Source organism: Bradyrhizobium agreste (assembly GCF_016031625.1).
Taxonomy (GTDB): Bacteria; Pseudomonadota; Alphaproteobacteria; order Rhizobiales; family Xanthobacteraceae; genus Bradyrhizobium; species Bradyrhizobium agreste.
In genome coordinates this window covers 72,883-88,895 of sequence record NZ_JACCHP010000006.1, presented here as the reverse complement: position 1 = coordinate 88,895, position 16,013 = coordinate 72,883, and the positions used below count along the sequence as shown (strand labels likewise).

Sequence of the window (16,013 nt, the reverse complement as noted above, 5' to 3'; positions counted from 1 at the left end):
ATTATGCCGGTCAATTCAATGGTACATCAATTTAATTTAATTTATATTTATTTGAGGTCAGCCCCGATGATAGTATCGGCAGTCGGGAGCCGCAGCATTTCATTGAGATACCTGCCGTATCCGCTCTTCTCCAGCGGCTGAATCAGAGCGAGAACCTGGTCTCGGTTGATGAAGCCCTGCCGGAAGGCGACCTCCTCGAGACAAGCCACCTTCATGCCCTGCCGCTTTTCAAGCGTTTGCACGAAGGTCCCCGCATCGATAAGCGATTCGACCGTGCCAGTATCCAACCAAGCGAACCCCCGCCCCATGCGCTCGACGTGGAGGGCGTTGACGGAAAGATAGCGCATTTGCAGATCGGTGATCTCGAGCTCTCCGCGGGGCGACGGCTCGACGCGACGCGCATAGCGCACAACTCGATTATCAAAGAAATAGAGACCGGTGATGGCCCAATTCGACGTCGGCTTGTTGGGCTTCTCCTCGATTCGGATCGGGCGATCCGCGTCATCAAACGAGACGACCCCGTATCGTTCCGGATCGCGCACGTGATAGGCGAAGACCGTTGCACCTTCCTCGCGGTTCGCGGCCCTGACGAGCAGTTCACGTAAGCCGCTGCCGAAAAAGATGTTGTCTCCGAGCACCATTGCCACGCGGTCGGATCCGATGAAGTCAGCACCTACGATGAATGCCTCCGCGAGCCCTCCCGGACGGGGCTGTTCCGCATACTGCAGCCGAATGCCCCATTGGCTGCCGTCACCGAGCAATCGTTCAAAGTGGCATCGATCTGCCGGGGTCGTGATGACCAGGATCTCGCGGATGCCTGCCAGCATCAGCGTCGAGAGGGGGTAGTAGATCATCGGCTTGTCATAGACGGGCAGCAACTGCTTGCTGACCGCTCGCGTGATCGGATAAAGACGCGTTCCGCTGCCGCCAGCCAGGATGATTCCCTTCAGCATCGGTATCTCCTCTTCCGACAAGTTGGTCGAGACAGGTTTCGAGAGACTGGCGCCAGGCCGGCAATCGAATTCCAAACACGCGTTCCGCCTTGGACGAGTCCAGGCGCGAGTTTACGGGCCTGCGCGCAGCGCTCGGATACTGCTCTGTCGTGATCGCTTCCAGCATCGGCGGCCGCACTCCCCGACGGGATAAACCATCGAAGATTGCCTCGGCAAAGCCGTGCCAGCTCGTTGTCCCCTGGCCAGCCACGTGAAAGATGCCGGCTGCGATGCGGCGGTCATCGGTGAGCGACCGTTCTGCAATTTGCAGGAGCGCTGCGGCCAGATCTGCCGCCGCGGTCGGGCTTCCGTGTTGGTCGGAAACAACCCTTACGATCGGGCGCGTTTCGGCCAGCCGCAGCATTGTCCGAACGAAGTTGCTGCCTGTTGAGCTGTAGATCCAGGATGACCTGACGACGGTCGCGAGGGGATGTGCCGCCAATACGGCCGCCTCGCCGGCCAGCTTCGATGCACCGTATGTGTTCAACGGCGCCGGCACGTCGGCCTCGTCGTAAGCCTCGTGCTTGGCGCCGTCAAAGACGTAATCGGTCGATACGTGTACAAATGGAATGTTTCTCTGCCATGCGACATCCGCCAACGCAGCCGCACCGTCGCGGTTGATGCTGAAGGCTTTTCTGACATCGGACTCCGCCTGATCCACAGCGGTATAGGCCGCGGCATTTATGATCATGCAGGGGGCGATCGAAGCGACCGTCCTGTCGATCCCGTCTCGGACCTCAAGATCGAGCTCCTCGCGTCCGAGGGCCACCGCGGACAGGCCGCGAAGAGCAGCGACATCACGAAGGCAGCTGCCCAATTGGCCATTTCGACCAGTAATCATAATCGGGCGTTCGATCATTGGCGGTCTCAGTGCTGGGTGGCTGGAAGGCCAAGACGCGAGCCGTCGTAGACCATGTTGCGAGCCCGCGCCCACCAAGCGCCGCTAGCCAGATACCATTCCACCGTCCCCGCGAGACCTTGTTCGAAGCTTCGGGTCGGCCGCCATCCCAACTCGCTGCGAGCTTTGGACGCATCGATCGCGTAACGTGCGTCGTGTCCCGGACGGTCCGGCACAAACGAGATCAACGATCGCCTCGTTGCCGCCCCTGGACGCATTCGATCAAGCGCGTCACAAATCTGGGTGACGACTTCCAGGTTTGAGCGTTCGCTGTCGCCGCCGAAGTTGTACTTCTCTCCGGCCCGGCCCTCGAACAGCAGCTTGATCAGGCCTGCTGCGTGGTCCTCGACATGAAGCCAATCGCGCACGTTGCTTCCATCGCCATAGACGGGCAAGGACTTGTACTCCAGCGCGTTGAGAATCGTCAGCGGAATGAGCTTTTCCGGGAATTGGAATGGCCCGTAATTGTTCGAACAGTTCGACACGATCACCGGCAAGCCATAAGTCTTGTACCAGGCCAGCGCGAGGTGGTCTGAGGCGGCTTTGCTCGCGGAATAGGGTGAACTCGGCCGATAAGGGGTATCTTCCCGGAAGCAGTCGACCGGTCCCAATGAACCGTAGACCTCGTCCGTCGAGACGTGAATGAACCTGAACTGTCTCTGCCTCTGGCTCGAAAGCCCGTCGAAATATCGCCTGGCTGCCTCCAGCAGAGTATAGGTGCCGACGATGTTCGTAGCGATGAACGTTGCCGAGCCGGTAATCGACCGATCGACATGGCTCTCCGCTGCCAAGTGGATGACCGCGCTCGGCTCCCATTTTTGGAATAGACGGGTGATCGCCTCCTGATCGCAGATGTCGTGCTGCTCAAATCGATAGCGGCTGGTGCCGTCGATGGATGCCAATGAGGCCAAATTGGCCGCGTAGGTCAACTTGTCGACATTGACGACCGAAGCCTCAGCTTCCAGGACCAATTGGCGACAGACCGCAGACCCGATAAATCCCGCCCCCCCAGTCACCAGGACACGCATGACACGTCCTCTATTCAAACACGGAAGCAAGCTGGCCGAATGCAGGAAGCGCACGATCTTTCGGGGAAAGTTGGGCCTCTGAGGTCTTCACCGGCCACTCGATCCCCAATTCGGGATCGGCCCAATGGACGCCGCCATCGTGGTCCGGCGAGTAGACCTCATCGACCTTATAAAAGACCGTGGTTTGAGGCTCGAGCGTACAGAAGCCGTGCGCGAACCCCTTTAGAACGAGCAACTGCTCGTCGCTCTCGCTATCCAGTTTGACGGAGACGTGCTTACCGAATGTCGGCGATCGGCGCCGAAGATCGAGCACCACATCAAGGATCGCCCCCCTTAACACCCGGACGAGCTTGGCCTGCGCGAAGGGAGGCCGCTGGAAGTGCAACCCGCGAACCGTCCCGACCCGCTCGGAGCACGACTGATTGTCCTGGATAAAATCGTGAGAAATTCCGTTTTCAGCAAAAGCAGAGCGGCGGAATGTCTCGCAGAAATAGCCCCGCGTATCGGAAACGCGCTTCGATCGGACCAGCTTCACATCCGCAATCGCCAAACTTCGCACTTCCAGCATGACCGCATGCTCCGATACGCAACGCCATCGCCCAGACGGTCAGTCTGATTCCCCCAATATCCCGCAGGCCGAAGCAGCCCGGCGACCAGTTCCGCTCCGCTTCTCGTTCGCGACAAATATCGGGGCCTAATCGGACGCCTGCCCTTCCCGTCGTTCGAATTTATTATCGTCAATTAATGCCCGAGCTCGATTTAATTGGCAATACAAAATTTATCTGATATATTATTTTAAATACGACCACCGGTTCAAATATCCGCCGGTGAGATGCTCCGCCGCGCTTGTCGACAACGAGAATTGTCCGATGCTTCAGACTAATACGCTCCAGAGCGATGGGGCACGTCTTCCCCCCACCCCACAGATGCAGTCGGATCGACAGAACACCGGGGGCATCGGCGAGCTCATTAAATTGGCGCTCGTGTTTTTGCGGCGGCAATACCTCGTCATCATTTTCACCACGATCCTCGCAGGTGCCGCCAGCCTCATATACCTTCGGCTGGTCTCGCCGGCCTATACAGCGCAGGCTCAGGTCCTGTTCGAAAATCCAAGGGCACAATTCCTCCAGAAACAATCCCTTCTCTCCGAGCCGATAGTCGACGTTACTCAGATCGAAACGCAGCTGCAGATCATCAAATCGCAGGCGACTGCTGCGGCTGTGATCAAGCAGTTGAAATTGGCCGATCACCCGGACTTCAGGGAGTCACGGCCGCTGCTGTCCTGGGCAATGGGCTGGCTTCGAGGATGGAGGTCAGATCCGTCGGAAGCTGCGCCACCTGCATCGCCAGAGCAGCCCTCGGAAATCACGATTGCGAACTTTCTGGATCGCCTGTCTGCAGGCCGAGTTGGCTTTAGTCACGTTATTGAAGTCGCGTTCACCTCGAGCGACCCAGCGCTGGCGGCGGACATCGCGAACGCAATTGCAAAAGCCTACATCAACGATCAGCTCGAGGCGAAATTCGAAGCCACCCGAACTGCAACCAGTTGGCTGCGGGAGCGGTTGCGCACCCTCGGAGAGGAGGCGCTGACCGCCGAACGTGCAGTCGAGGCTTACAAGTCTCAGAACAATATCGTTTCACCCGGCGGAAAACCGATCGACGAGCAGCAGATCACAGAGCTCAACACCCGGCTGGCTACCGCCCGCGCGCAGAGTTCAGAGGCCGCGGCCAAGCTGTCACGCTACGAAGCTCTCCTCGGCGCCGACCCGGCAAAACCATCCTCGATCAGCAATCTGGATGCCATCGGCTCCGACGCGATGAATAGTCCGATCATTACGCTGCTACGCCAGCAATATCTCGAACTCGCCAGGCGTGAGGCCGAATTGTCCGCCCGGGTCGGCCGCGATCACCTGGCGGTCGTCAACATCCGAAACAGGCTGCGTGAATTTCGCGCCTCCATTCTGGACGAGGTCAAGAGACTTTCTGAGATCAGCCGCAGCGAAGCCGAACTTGCAAAGCAGCGGCAGGAAGAGATCGAAAAACGGCTGTCTTTGGCCATTGCGCAGTCGCGCCTTACGAACTCGGCAGAGATGACGATAAGAGATTTGGAAAGTCGGGCGAAGAGCCTGCGGGGTCTCTACGACACCTTCCTTCAGCAGTACATGGGCTCGACGCAGCAGGAGAGCTTCCCGATCTCGCAAACCCGGGTCATCTTCCCCGCTTCTGCCGCTCAGACCAAGAGCAAACCGAAAGCGAAGGTCGTGCTGAGCTTCGGTCTTCTAGGGGGAATCGCGCTCGGATTGCTCCTCGGTTTCGTGCGCGACGTAATGGACCGCGTTTTCCGCACCTCCTCCCAACTCGAGGCGGCGTTGGAGCTGCCGTGCCTGTCACTCGTGCCGATCCTGAATTTGCCGAGACAGCAGAGGCCGGCGGCCCGGCGGCAACAGACGCAGGAAGACTCGAACCAACGAATACTTTCGACCGCCCCAGACATTCATCGCACCGTCGTGGGCATGCCCCTCTCTCGGTACACTGAGGCCATCCGAGCGATCAAGATTGCAATCGATCACAGTCCGGCGAAGACCGCCAACCAAGTGATTGGCGTGACTTCAGCCCTGCCAAATGAGGGCAAGACCACGATTGCCGCTTCCGTGGCGCAACTTATCGGACTCAGCGGGAAGAAGGTGATCATTGTCGACTGCGACCTCCGGAATCCATCGCTCTCGGCCCGTGTCGTCCCCAAAGCCGTGGATGGCATCATTGAGGTCATGAACGGAGATCGCTCACTCGATGAGGTGATATGGCGGGATCCGAAGACGAATCTTGCCGTTCTTCCGGCCGTTCCGCGCGGGCCCGTGCTTCACTCAAGCGAGCTCCTGTCCGACGGCTCGATATGCAAACTCTTCGATCGCCTGCGGCAAAGCTACGACTATGTGGTTGTCGATCTTCCGCCGCTCAGTCCGCTTGTCGACGTACGGGTCACGGCTCCCCTGATCGATTGTTACGTTCTCGTCGTCGAGTGGGGACGGACTAAGATTGACGTCGTACAGCATGCACTGCACACCGCTCCCACGATCTCGGACGCGCTGATCGGCGCAGTGCTGAACAAGACCGACATCAAGGCGATGGGGCGATACGACACCTACCGAAGCGATTATTACGATGACAGTCATTATGTCCGCTATGGCCTTTCGAGCTCTTGAGCGGGCTGTCGCCGTGCACCATCACTGTTTGTACGTGAAGAGCCCGTCGATCTGAGTCTTCGGAGAAACGCCAAGCCTGAGAGGTGACTTGTATGCTCGTCAGGTTCCTGATGCTGGCACTCTTGGTGTCCCTCGCCGCGGCTTTTGCAATGCCTGATACCCAGCAAGCGCGAGCTCTATGCTCTACCCTTCTGGCGATGGCGGTGCTGGCAATTGCAGTCTTCGCCTCCTCTTCGGCGATCGCCTGCCTGGTACGACGGTTGTCGCCATTTCTCCTCGTCATCCTTGTTGTACCGGCAATCTACATGGCTCTTCAACTCGCTCCGATTCCTATCCAGGGATCCGGCAATCCGATATGGGCAACCGCATCGGCCGCGTTGAATGTCTCCCTTGCTGAACGGCTCACGGTGGACACCGGCGCAACCGTGCGCGCATTCTTGCATTACGGTACTGCTGTCGCCCTCGCGCTGATCGCGACCGTCGTCGCGCTGGACAAGCAGCGTGCGTGGCAACTTCTCACCATGCTGGTCTCGGGTGCCGCGATCGTCAGTGCGTACGTGCTGATGCGGCGGACGATAGGAGCGGACGGTCTCTCACCCGGCGATACTCCTGTGCTGGTCGTGACCGGCGCAGCACCGGCGGTGCTGGGCCTGGTACTTTCTGTGGCGATGACGGCCCGTGCGTTCGAGGAACGCCGCCGGGTCAAGCAAGTCTCAATTCAGCTGGCGACAACCCTATCGTTCGCACTCCTGGCAACGCTTCTTTGCCTGTCGGCGGTCCTTGCCAGGGGAGACGGGACGGGAATTGCAATAGCTGCACTGCTCGGAGTGGGGATCGTTCTCGCCGCGTTCGTGATCCAGAACTGGTTCTATGGGATTTGGGGAATGGCGAGTGTGCTCGCCACGGCAGCAATTCTCCATCTGGCGGCGTTCACCGTGCTCCCGGTGAGGCAAAATGCCGATCTCGCGATCGCCCTGTCCACGCATCACGTCGCGGCGACTGAACGGATGTTGCAAGATACCGGCCAAGCGGGGTCCGGAGCGGGAACGTACGTGGCACTGCTGCCGATCCATCGCGATATCGGCGCGACGTTGTCGCAAGAGCGCCCGACGGCTGCCGCCGCCATCGCGATCGAAATGGGTCACGCCTTTCTGTATGGCCTTTTGATAGTTGCGGTACTTAGCGCGGCGGCTCTTCTCAGCTGTTCCCTGCGGCGAAGGCGTGACTACGTCTACGCGGCCATTGGGTCCGGCGCCGCGGCTGCACTAGCCATGCTAACCTTGGTCGAAGACGGTGTTCTCGAGTTCGGCGCATCGCTGTTGGCTGCCGCCGTGTTTGGACTGGCGATTGCTCAAAGCCAGCGTGATACCGCGACTGCGACCTTGCCGTCACGATCAACGCGTGAGCCGGATCGCCCAGGTCCGACATGTGCGCCAACACGCACTTTTGCGATTGGCAATGCATCGATGCGTATCGGATTGGGCTCCGTTGCCGTCGTCCTGATCGCGCAAACAATCTGGCTGTTCGCGAAACCGTCGTATCCGCGCGGTTTGCCGGTTGAAGCGCTTGCCGCCAGCCAGGCGGCCCGACAGGCCTTTCTAAGGCCGCCTTCGAGCTCACTGCGCGGTGACGGCGATTTGCGTCCAGGGAGGCTCGCTCCTGCGCAACAACCCACCGCCAACGAAGCCGCAGCGTCAAAGCCGGAGATCGGAGCCGATCCGGACGCGCCGGATGTGGCACGGGCACTGCAGCGCTCGCCACTACGAGGCGATCTTTGGCTTATGCTTGCGGCGCTCTCGAAGGAGCGGAGATCGGCGGAATACGACGTCCCGACCTTGCTGAAACTGTCGTACTACACAGCGCCAAACGATCTGGCCTTGCTGCCGCTAAGACTGACTGTCGCTCTCGGCGAGCTCTCAGTGGCAAGCGACCCCGAACTGCGTGAGCTGGTACAGCGTGACGTCAAGATTGCCCTGACTAAACAGTCCAGTCTCCGCCCTGCTCTTGTCGCCGCCTATCAATCGGCGTCGGCAGACGGGAGGGGCTTGGTGGATGATCTGATTGCGGAGTGGGATTCAGCCGCGCTTCAAAGCACGCGCAAGCGGGTTCCTCCGCCTGGAACTGACGTCCCTTCGCCGAACGGCACACGCGGGAGCGGCTTGGCGCGGTAGTTCCCGAGGTATTTCAATTCGATCCGCCAAATCCAAGAGAAAATATTTAAATCGCTATTTTCGCTTGAAACATCCAATAAATTAATAATAGATTAAATATTAATCCGAGTGCCCTGGCCATGAACTTCGTGAACCGACACTTCCTCGACCAAAAGGATGCGGCTCGTGTCAGTCTGGAGCCGTCAATATCTCGGCATAAATGGCCCCTGCGTTACGACTGGATCGAACACGTTGCACTCTGTGCCGATGTTGCGACGATTTTGTTCGCGAGCGTCGCCTCCACTTTACTGTACCGGTTCCAGAACGGGCAGCCGGAGGGAGATCATGGCAGCGCCCTTGGGTTAGCACTGGTCAGCGCAGCTTGTGTGGTCTCCGTGCTGAAGGCTCAGGGTCTCTATCGCCCGGTTGAGCTCTTCCTGCTCAAGAACCAGGTTCGGGCCGTCTGCATCACCTGGACGTCATTGTTGTTCTTGATTTGGGCCGCGTACGGCTTTGCGATTCGCCCGGACGCATCGCAGGAAGCAGGCCCGCTCTTCGCCATCCTCGGTTTGGCACTCCTTGTAGCCGAGCGATGGGGGATGCGGTTGCTGCTGATCAGAGGTCTGAGCGAAAGAAAATTCGCTAGCACCAATATCGTTCTGATCAGCGACCAGCCCCTTTCGAAAGACGCCGGCCTGCCGGAGGCCTTGGCTATGCACGGATATTGCGTCCGGGGGCGGTTCACCCTGCCGCCGATTGGCTTCGGGCCAGCCGGCCGAAAGCGATTTGCTTCTCGCGTGATTGACTATATTCGCAACGCTCCGCTAGACCAGGTGGTAGTCGAAGCCGGTCCGGAGCGATGGCCCGAGCTCCGAGCGCTTGTCGCCGATCTCCGGGTATTGCCGTTCCCAATTATGTTCGTGCCTGTCGGCACGACATCCGAATTGCTTCGACATCCGACACGGAGCCTGGGAAGTGCCGTTTGCGTCGAATTGCAGCGCGGTCCCCTTACCTCCCTCGAGTGCGCAACCAAGCGATTCATTGATGTTGTCGGCGCGGGGCTCGCGCTGGTGATATCTGCACCACTACTTGCGCTCGCCGCTATCGCAATCAAACTGGATTCTCCCGGCCCAGTGTTCTTCCGGCAGCAACGCTGTGGCTTCAATGGTCGGACATTCTTGATCCGCAAGTTTCGGACCATGCATGTTCTCGAGGACGGCCACGTGATCGCTCAGGCTACCCCTCTGGACCGACGCGTCACCCGCGTGGGAAAATTGCTGCGCCGGACGAGCTTCGATGAACTGCCGCAACTGCTAAATGTCCTCGAGGGCAGTATGTCGCTGGTAGGCCCGCGCCCTCACGCCTTGGCCCACGACGGACAGTTTGACAAGCTCGTGCGAAACTACGCCTTTCGCCGCAGGGTCAGACCGGGACTGACCGGATGGGCCCAAGTCCACGGCTGCCGCGGCGCAACGCCCACGGCGTCGCTGATCGAAGCCCGTGTCCAGTACGACCTCTGGTACATCGACAATTGGAGTATTCGGCTGGATCTCGCAATCCTGTTGCGAACTCCTATGGAAGTATTGCGAGGGCGCAACGCCTACTAGGCTTGATCTAGACACAAAGCGCCGAGCTGCGCCAGTTCGCTGGCGCAGCAAGTTCTCACGCCCGCTGCCGAAGCTTCGGAGCCGCCTCTCCGATGCGAAACTCCTCGATCCGACGGCCGGATTTCATGGCGGCAACCAACCAACGCGGCCGCTTGCCACGTCCCGACCAGGTTTCGGAAGTTTGCGGGTTACGATACTTCGGGAGTACACGCGGATATTTGCGCCTCTGTTTGCCGGTGGGAGAGACACCCAGCCCGCTTGTTTCGGCTAACGCAGCCATCCCACCGCCGAGGACCGCCAGACGCTTCTCAAGTTCCTGCTTTTCCGCCTTGATCCGATCCGACAAAATGCCGCTAATCTCCTCATGAAGCGACCATAGATCATCGAGGGACATCGCTTCTAGTTCGAGCTTCTTGGTCGACATGCTGGCATCCTGTGGTTGCGCCCATTTAATATAATCCCGACCTAGTAATCAAGGACCTAGGGTTGGGTCAGTCAAAAAAATACGTGGAACCGAACGGCAGGTTCGGTGCCCCACATAACTGCGTCGCCGGTTCCAATCAAGACAAAAAAAGGGATTATCCGCTCAATTTAATAGCGACCACAGTAACAACACGCGCCGTGCGAGCACCGAGGCACGATTCAAGCGAGAAGTGTTCTCATTAAAAACGGCGCGCGAGCGCACTCTGCTCCGCCGCGCCCTCGGCGAATACGACCGGCGCGCAAGGCCGCGTTTCTTCGTTGGCAACCCCCCTGAAATGCGGCCATCGGCCCGCCGCAATCGCGAGCTTATGACTGCGATTTCTGTCGGCGCCAGTTGCCGGAGCCGCATTTGTCACTCGAGCACCGATGTCGACCGGCGCGGCCGAAGGAGCGATAAACCGACTGATCGCCGCTTTAAGACGGACAGTCGACATCTCCAATGCTTCTCTTCGATCCTTCAGCAAGGTTTCCTCGCCCGCAATAAATAGATGAAAATAATCCTCGCTATATATATTAAATAATATATTATTTATTTATTGTTGCGGACACTTTGAAGACCAAGCCCTGCCCCGCCTATTGCTCGCCGCGATATTCGGCGTAGGTGACGGACAGGTCGGCAAGGCGCCGGTCGAACGGTGACGAGAATGCTATGCGCAGGCAGGATCTCGAAGCCATGGATTTTGAAGAACTTTGGCTCCTCCACGAGGAGCTGACAAAGATTCTTGCTGAAAAGATCACAGCCGAAAAGCGGGAATTGGAAAAGCGCCTGGCGCAACTCAATCAGCCGGAACAATTCGGCGGGGCGGAGGGCGGGGCGCCAGCGACCGGCTCAAGTCAGCCCCCTCGCCGCAAATACCCGAAGGTCGTTCCGAAATACTTCAATCCCCTCAAGCCCACGGAGACTTGGTCTGGGCGTGGCAAACAGCCACGCTGGTTGGTCGCAGCGCTCCAATCAGGACACACCTTGGAGGAGTTCAGGATTCGCGAGAACACCGAAGCGCCCAACCGGAATGCTGGTGGTCACGAGCATTGATGACCCCCCGCTCCCGCAAATACCATTAGGAGCGAATTGTTGGCTCCACTTGCTGCGCACGCAGTCGATTGAAGGTGCCCGCCGAGGGAATCTGCCGCCCGACCGAAGGCACTTGTGGTCTAGACCTTCCCTGCCCGCACCGCGACGGCCGCCTTCAACAGGAACTGCACGGTGGCCACCCTCGGCAAGGACCACAGTCCACGCGGATACGCGGCGGATTGCCGGGCGCCGCGTGCCGCTTTCCGGTAATTTCCGAGATCCGGCGCCGTCAATGCGAGGAAGGGAACGCGTGTGGCCGGAAAGCGTGCTTGCATCACCTGTCGCATGAACTGCAGGCGAGGAATTAGTCGGGAGCGCAACGCGCGCGGAACATCGACGCCGAGCAGCTCGGCAAGAGCGATCAGCTGGGTTTCGACCGCGTTCTTCATCAAGTCGCCCGAGACAAGAGAGGTAAGCTTCTCCCAATCTACGGGCTGGGCGGAATTGCTTAGGTCGCGCAATTCAACAAGGTGCCGCAGGTCGAGGTCGCCGAGCCAATAACCATAGTCTTGAAACTGATCATGGATGATCAACATGAGCGCTTGGAAGGTTGGCGTGGGGATATATACGCCTCGAGCTCGATGGCGGACGTCCACTCTACGTCGGCGGGCGGCATGCCCCGCAAGCAATTGCAGAGGCTCGTGAGCGCGCTGCTATGCCTTGCCATCGCACAAATCCATAAGCAGACGCCGAGCCTCTCCGGCCTCGCGGTACGTTAGTTGAAACGATTGCGCGCCCGCGACCATCCGCTTTAGAGCAAAAAAGCCAGTCTGCGACAGTCTACCATCGCCGGCAAATGCGTTCTCGATGAGCCGCTTCATCGAATCCAGACGATCTATTGCGGTCAGTTCGGCCGGCCCGCTCGTGACCCGGTTCAGGAACATGATCCAGCCTGCGGAGAAGCATTCGTTCTGCGCATCCGGAATGGGGACATACCGCACCCGAACGCCGTCAGAGCGGCAATGCGTCGCGTCGTACCGGTCGCCATGTAGTCGCGAGAGCAAGTCCCACGATCCTTCCTTGAGGGTGAGCGCAAACGGAACTCCGCAGATCGTTCCGTCGCCACCAACCAGCGCGACGTCATCGCCGGCGTACCGAAGTCCGGCGTCCACCAGCTGCAGCGTGAGGGTAGACTTTCCAGCTCCCGGATGGCCGCATAACAGCAGACCCATGCCGTCTTTCACGAGAGAAGCGGCATGAAGGGAGAAGACCCAACGGTTGCTTCGAATGAGCCGCTCGGTGACATGAGCTTTGATCGTGGGGGCGAGTGCATCGACTTCGCATCTGAAAATGCTGGAATCCTCTCCGCGCAAGAACGCTTGCTCATCCAGCATCATTGCCTCGATCGCGATGTCGCCATGGCCGCCGGCGCCCTGGTCCGAAACACAAAACGGCGACAGCAGCCGTCCCAAGAGGTCCCGATTTGCGGCCCGGACGGTTATTCTGTGTCCACCGAGTTTTGCTGCGAAGGCCCAATCGGTCGGCATCCGCCAATCGACTTCGAGCAATGCCCGATCGACCCAGGCATTTACGACCTCTTGCGTGAACTGGCGTGCCGTGTGCTCGTCAATGCCTTGCGCCCCAAGCCCCCGGTAAATGTCTCCCAGCGAGGCGCCTTCTCCTAACTTACACCAGATGAATGCCCCTACTCGGTCGAGTTCAAAGATCTTCTGCCCCGCTTCGCTGAAGATCATTGGTCGGCCATCCAACAGCGCGAATACTGCATCCGGAGCCGGTCTCAACACTATCTCTGCCGACGATCTTTCCAGCACGGCTTCCACCAATGTGAACCATTCTGCCTCGCCTGTACCGGCGAGGCGGCGAGAGCCTCCGGGATGCGATGTTGTCGCGGCACCCGACAAGCGGACCGCCGCCGCCTGCGACATTCAATCTAGGCCGGCCTGCGGCGCTGCGATTTCCATTAAACCGAACACACGCCACCCGGTCCGGCTCACTTCGACACGTCAATCCGGCCGGTCATGCCGCGAGCTGACCGTCCTTGCCCCCGTCTTGAGGAGAAATGTTCAAACCCTGCTCAAGGAGACTCGTTCTGGCGGCCAACCGATGAGCATCCAATAGGTACCGATAAGCTTCGCGATCGGCACTCCGTTGTCTCAGAATGCGCTCCTTCTCGCCAATGCTGACCAATTCTGCGCGCATCTGAGCCAACTGCAGCGTCTCGGAGGTGAGGTTGTACTCGTTAAGAATTAATTCCCACATCGTCTCCTCCAGCCGAAGAAACCTGGACGAGTTTAGCTTACGTGATCGGCAGCAATTAACAACGAGATTTACAGATCTTGGTTATAATCAAAATTTGTTTCACATTTGAACCTGGCGCGACCATCCAGCACCACGAGTAAAGCGCAGCATGCGCCGAACTGACTTGAGAATTAGGGCTAACCGAAGCCTGGGAGAACAGGACTGACGTTTTTCGCCAATGCATTCGCGCCGCGCAAAAAAATAAATCAGCCGAGAGTCGCAAATCGGACCGACAGCGCCAATTTTAATTTGCACATTAAATAAAAAATAGAATAGTAACGAACTGCACCTGAGGGAGTGACACCAGTGATCCGGTTGGCTGATCCGTCCGTCGAGAGGAAATGGATAGTTTCGTTGCAGGGGGAACGTTCCGCACGAAGTCGCGGGTATTTCGACGCGATTATTAGGCGCCTCCCAGAAGCTTTCGGTTGAGGTCGCACATCATTCAGTTTTGCGGCGAAAGCCCGCAATATCCCAAGAATTCGCCAAGCAGGAATCCGGCCGGTTGGAGAAGCGTCGTCACGAGCAAGCTGCCCTTTGCTCGAACAACGACCCCAGGTGCGATGCCCCCCAAGTCACCCCGCACCGACGAGAGCGCACTCCAGCCGGCCGGCCCTTTTACTCGACAAATACGTGTTTCAGGGAGGCTCGTATGGGCATGATCATGGTCAAGTGTCCGCAATCCGGCCGCGCGATTCCGACCGGCATTAAATCCGATCGTGAGACTTTCCTGCGAAGCATCGTGTTTTTCGGCAATACTCTTTGTCCGGACTGTCGGGCCAATCACAACTGGTTTGCCCGCGAGGCCTGGGTCGAGGAGCCAATCATCAAAACGGTAGCGGTCGCTCGTACGGCGCCAACGTGCTGATGCAAATGACGGGCGCGCTTCAGAGAGTGCGTCCAAAATTCCCCTTCCGATAGCGCGTTGCTGCTGCAACGCATTGCAACCCCTGAGAATATTTTCGCGCATTGTCGTAAAACGAACCGACGCCTCCGGTGGCCATCGCTTAGACGTTGTTGGCACGTCGCCACAAATCCGAGCTTCCGTCACGAATTCGGCAAGGGCCTGTTTGGGGGTGTTGTAGTGAGTAGTGGGGTTTGCAGTCTGGCTGTTCTGCGTGACACAAAGATCGAGCTCGTGAGCCTGCTCGCTCAAGTGAAGCGACTCCGCGAGAGAGTACGAAGTGCGGAAGCACGGCACTCGGGACAAAGACGACGATCAGCGTCGGTATCGCGCGCCCGAAGGCCCCGCGCGATGAAACGCTAAGAGTTATCTCCGTTCACTGGACGACACTTGAACGCCTTGATCGATCAGCGCGGCGCTCTCACCCGTGTCAATCCGCATTCGTGTTTGCGGTCGCAAGCGCGGATTTGCCGTCTCGATGAAGTGCCACCGCTGAATCCCCTCAACGCTAGTAGTAATTGGTGGCACCCACAGCCATCGCGAGCTTCCCCTGCGCTCAGGAGGCCGGCGCAGTGTCGACGAAGCTAGGGAAGCCACCATGAGACCGATATCATGTCCGACCATTGCAACCGGAGACGAGAGTTTCAGATGCTCGTACGGCAGCCGGTAAATATCCGATGCCATCGTGCGCTTGTCATAGCCGGAAGACGGTCTGGACGAGTTGCCGGCGCCGCGATAGTCGGGCGCGATGACGCGAAACCCTTCGTCGACCAGCCGCGGTATGACATGGCGCCAGGCTCGCCAGGTCTGTGGAAAGCCATGCAGAAGGACAACCGGCGGGCGCCGCTGCCGGCGTCGACATAATGAATGCTGACGCCGGGTTCGATCTCCGCGGTCGCATGCTGCAGCGATGCATCTTCAGCGGACGTAACGAACTCTTCCACCTGATTTTCCTCTCAAGTCTTTGAACGTGAATCGCGCCTAGAACATGCCGTTGGGATGAGCCGCGGCTTCCCCGAGCGGCTGACGCACGTCCCAGTGCTCGACGATCTTGCCGTCATCGAGCCGGAAGATGTCCACGATCGCCAATCCCAATTCGCCCGGCTGGCGCCTGGCGTGAACATGAAGGATGACGAAGTCTCCATCGGCAAAGACGCGCTTGATGTCGCTGCGCAGTTCAGGAAATTGCTGCTTGAGCTCATGGAGGAACGAGCGGAAACCGTCGATGCCGTCCTCGATCATCGGATTATGCTGGATGTAATGCGGCCCGAAGTGGACGGCGGCGGCGGTGAAATCCGACTGTCTTAACGCGGCATCATAGAATGCCAGCACCGTGCGTTTGTTGGCTTCCCGGATGTCCTCCCCGCTCGGAGCGGCTTGCACCGCGGTACCGCCGAAAGTTCGCTGATCCGTCATT

Annotated in this window: 16 protein-coding genes; 5 read left to right on the top strand and 11 right to left on the bottom strand. The window is 58.8% G+C overall.

The features are described 5' to 3' along the window. Window positions 1-47 precede the first annotated feature (47 nt). Genes rfbA through rfbC form a run of 4 tightly spaced genes read right to left on the bottom strand, consistent with a single transcriptional unit; the run spans window position 48 to window position 3,486 of the window. A complete protein-coding gene (gene rfbA / locus HZZ13_RS10690) occupies window positions 48-953 on the bottom strand; it encodes a glucose-1-phosphate thymidylyltransferase RfbA (protein ID WP_376707027.1) in 906 nt (301 codons plus the stop codon). Then, window positions 862-1,851 (bottom strand): dTDP-4-dehydrorhamnose reductase, encoded by a 990-nt coding sequence (gene rfbD / locus HZZ13_RS10685; protein ID WP_197959572.1) that lies wholly within the window; start codon window positions 1,849-1,851, stop codon window positions 862-864. Before rfbD ends, rfbA begins: the two co-directional genes overlap by 92 nt. Window positions 1,852-1,859: 8 nt before the next feature. Next, window positions 1,860-2,918 (bottom strand): dTDP-glucose 4,6-dehydratase, encoded by a 1,059-nt coding sequence (gene rfbB, locus HZZ13_RS10680; RefSeq protein WP_197959571.1) that lies wholly within the window; start codon window positions 2,916-2,918, stop codon window positions 1,860-1,862. Between the two features lie 10 nt (window positions 2,919-2,928). Next, on the bottom strand, window positions 2,929-3,486 hold the full coding sequence (gene rfbC / locus HZZ13_RS10675) for a dTDP-4-dehydrorhamnose 3,5-epimerase (RefSeq protein ID WP_197959570.1): 558 nt from the start codon (window positions 3,484-3,486) through the stop codon (window positions 2,929-2,931). Between the two features lie 301 nt (window positions 3,487-3,787). Here rfbC and HZZ13_RS10670 point away from each other — a divergent pair, with 301 nt between their 5' ends. The 3 genes from HZZ13_RS10670 (at window position 3,788) to HZZ13_RS10660 (ending at window position 9,878) form a co-directional block, all read left to right on the top strand. Then, window positions 3,788-6,121, top strand: a complete 2,334-nt coding sequence (locus HZZ13_RS10670; protein ID WP_197959569.1) for a Wzz/FepE/Etk N-terminal domain-containing protein — start codon at window positions 3,788-3,790, stop codon at window positions 6,119-6,121. Between the two features lie 92 nt (window positions 6,122-6,213). Then, window positions 6,214-8,292, top strand: coding sequence for a hypothetical protein (locus HZZ13_RS10665; RefSeq protein WP_197959568.1), 2,079 nt, complete (start codon window positions 6,214-6,216; stop codon window positions 8,290-8,292). A 119-nt stretch (window positions 8,293-8,411) separates the two neighbouring features. Then, window positions 8,412-9,878: an exopolysaccharide biosynthesis polyprenyl glycosylphosphotransferase gene (locus tag HZZ13_RS10660; RefSeq protein ID WP_197959567.1), complete on the top strand. Its 1,467-nt coding sequence runs from the start codon at window positions 8,412-8,414 to the stop codon at window positions 9,876-9,878. A gap of 55 nt (window positions 9,879-9,933) precedes the next feature. On the opposite strand, the gene HZZ13_RS10655 is transcribed toward HZZ13_RS10660, so the two are convergent. Both HZZ13_RS10655 and HZZ13_RS10650 read right to left on the bottom strand, forming a co-directional pair. Beyond that, window positions 9,934-10,302 carry an H-NS histone family protein gene (locus HZZ13_RS10655; RefSeq protein WP_197959566.1) on the bottom strand — a complete coding sequence of 123 codons (369 nt, stop codon included), beginning with the start codon at window positions 10,300-10,302 and terminating at the stop codon, window positions 9,934-9,936. A gap of 238 nt (window positions 10,303-10,540) precedes the next feature. Then, a complete protein-coding gene (locus tag HZZ13_RS10650; protein WP_197959565.1) occupies window positions 10,541-10,825 on the bottom strand; it encodes a hypothetical protein in 285 nt (94 codons plus the stop codon). A gap of 185 nt (window positions 10,826-11,010) precedes the next feature. Between HZZ13_RS10650 and HZZ13_RS10645 the strand changes: the two genes are divergently transcribed. Then, window positions 11,011-11,394 (top strand): H-NS histone family protein, encoded by a 384-nt coding sequence (locus HZZ13_RS10645; RefSeq protein WP_197959564.1) that lies wholly within the window; start codon window positions 11,011-11,013, stop codon window positions 11,392-11,394. Between the two features lie 119 nt (window positions 11,395-11,513). Here the strand turns inward: HZZ13_RS10645 and HZZ13_RS10640 are convergent, their stop codons facing one another. The 3 genes from HZZ13_RS10640 to HZZ13_RS10630 all read right to left on the bottom strand — a co-directional run bounded on the left by HZZ13_RS10640 (window position 11,514) and on the right by HZZ13_RS10630 (window position 13,653). Further along, the gene (locus HZZ13_RS10640; protein ID WP_246504372.1) at window positions 11,514-11,969 is read right to left on the bottom strand and encodes a hypothetical protein; all 456 of its coding nucleotides are present in this window, start codon (window positions 11,967-11,969) and stop codon (window positions 11,514-11,516) included. Between the two features lie 117 nt (window positions 11,970-12,086). Further along, on the bottom strand, window positions 12,087-13,127 hold the full coding sequence (locus HZZ13_RS10635; RefSeq protein ID WP_246504371.1) for a serine/threonine protein kinase: 1,041 nt from the start codon (window positions 13,125-13,127) through the stop codon (window positions 12,087-12,089). 283 nt (window positions 13,128-13,410) lie between these two features. After that, window positions 13,411-13,653, bottom strand: a complete 243-nt coding sequence (locus HZZ13_RS10630) for a hypothetical protein (RefSeq protein WP_197959563.1) — start codon at window positions 13,651-13,653, stop codon at window positions 13,411-13,413. Window positions 13,654-14,344: 691 nt separating this feature from the next. Here HZZ13_RS10630 and HZZ13_RS36740 point away from each other — a divergent pair. Next, on the top strand, window positions 14,345-14,560 hold the full coding sequence (locus tag HZZ13_RS36740; protein WP_246504370.1) for a hypothetical protein: 216 nt from the start codon (window positions 14,345-14,347) through the stop codon (window positions 14,558-14,560). Window positions 14,561-14,962: 402 nt separating this feature from the next. Here HZZ13_RS36740 and HZZ13_RS10620 read toward each other — a convergent pair whose 3' ends face one another. Together HZZ13_RS10620 and HZZ13_RS10615 are read right to left on the bottom strand one after the other, a co-directional pair. After that, window positions 14,963-15,379 (bottom strand): alpha/beta fold hydrolase, encoded by a 417-nt coding sequence (locus tag HZZ13_RS10620; RefSeq protein ID WP_311972626.1) that lies wholly within the window; start codon window positions 15,377-15,379, stop codon window positions 14,963-14,965. A gap of 198 nt (window positions 15,380-15,577) precedes the next feature. Continuing rightward, window positions 15,578-16,012, bottom strand: a complete 435-nt coding sequence (locus HZZ13_RS10615) for a nuclear transport factor 2 family protein (protein WP_197959561.1) — start codon at window positions 16,010-16,012, stop codon at window positions 15,578-15,580. Window position 16,013: the final 1 nt, after the last annotated feature.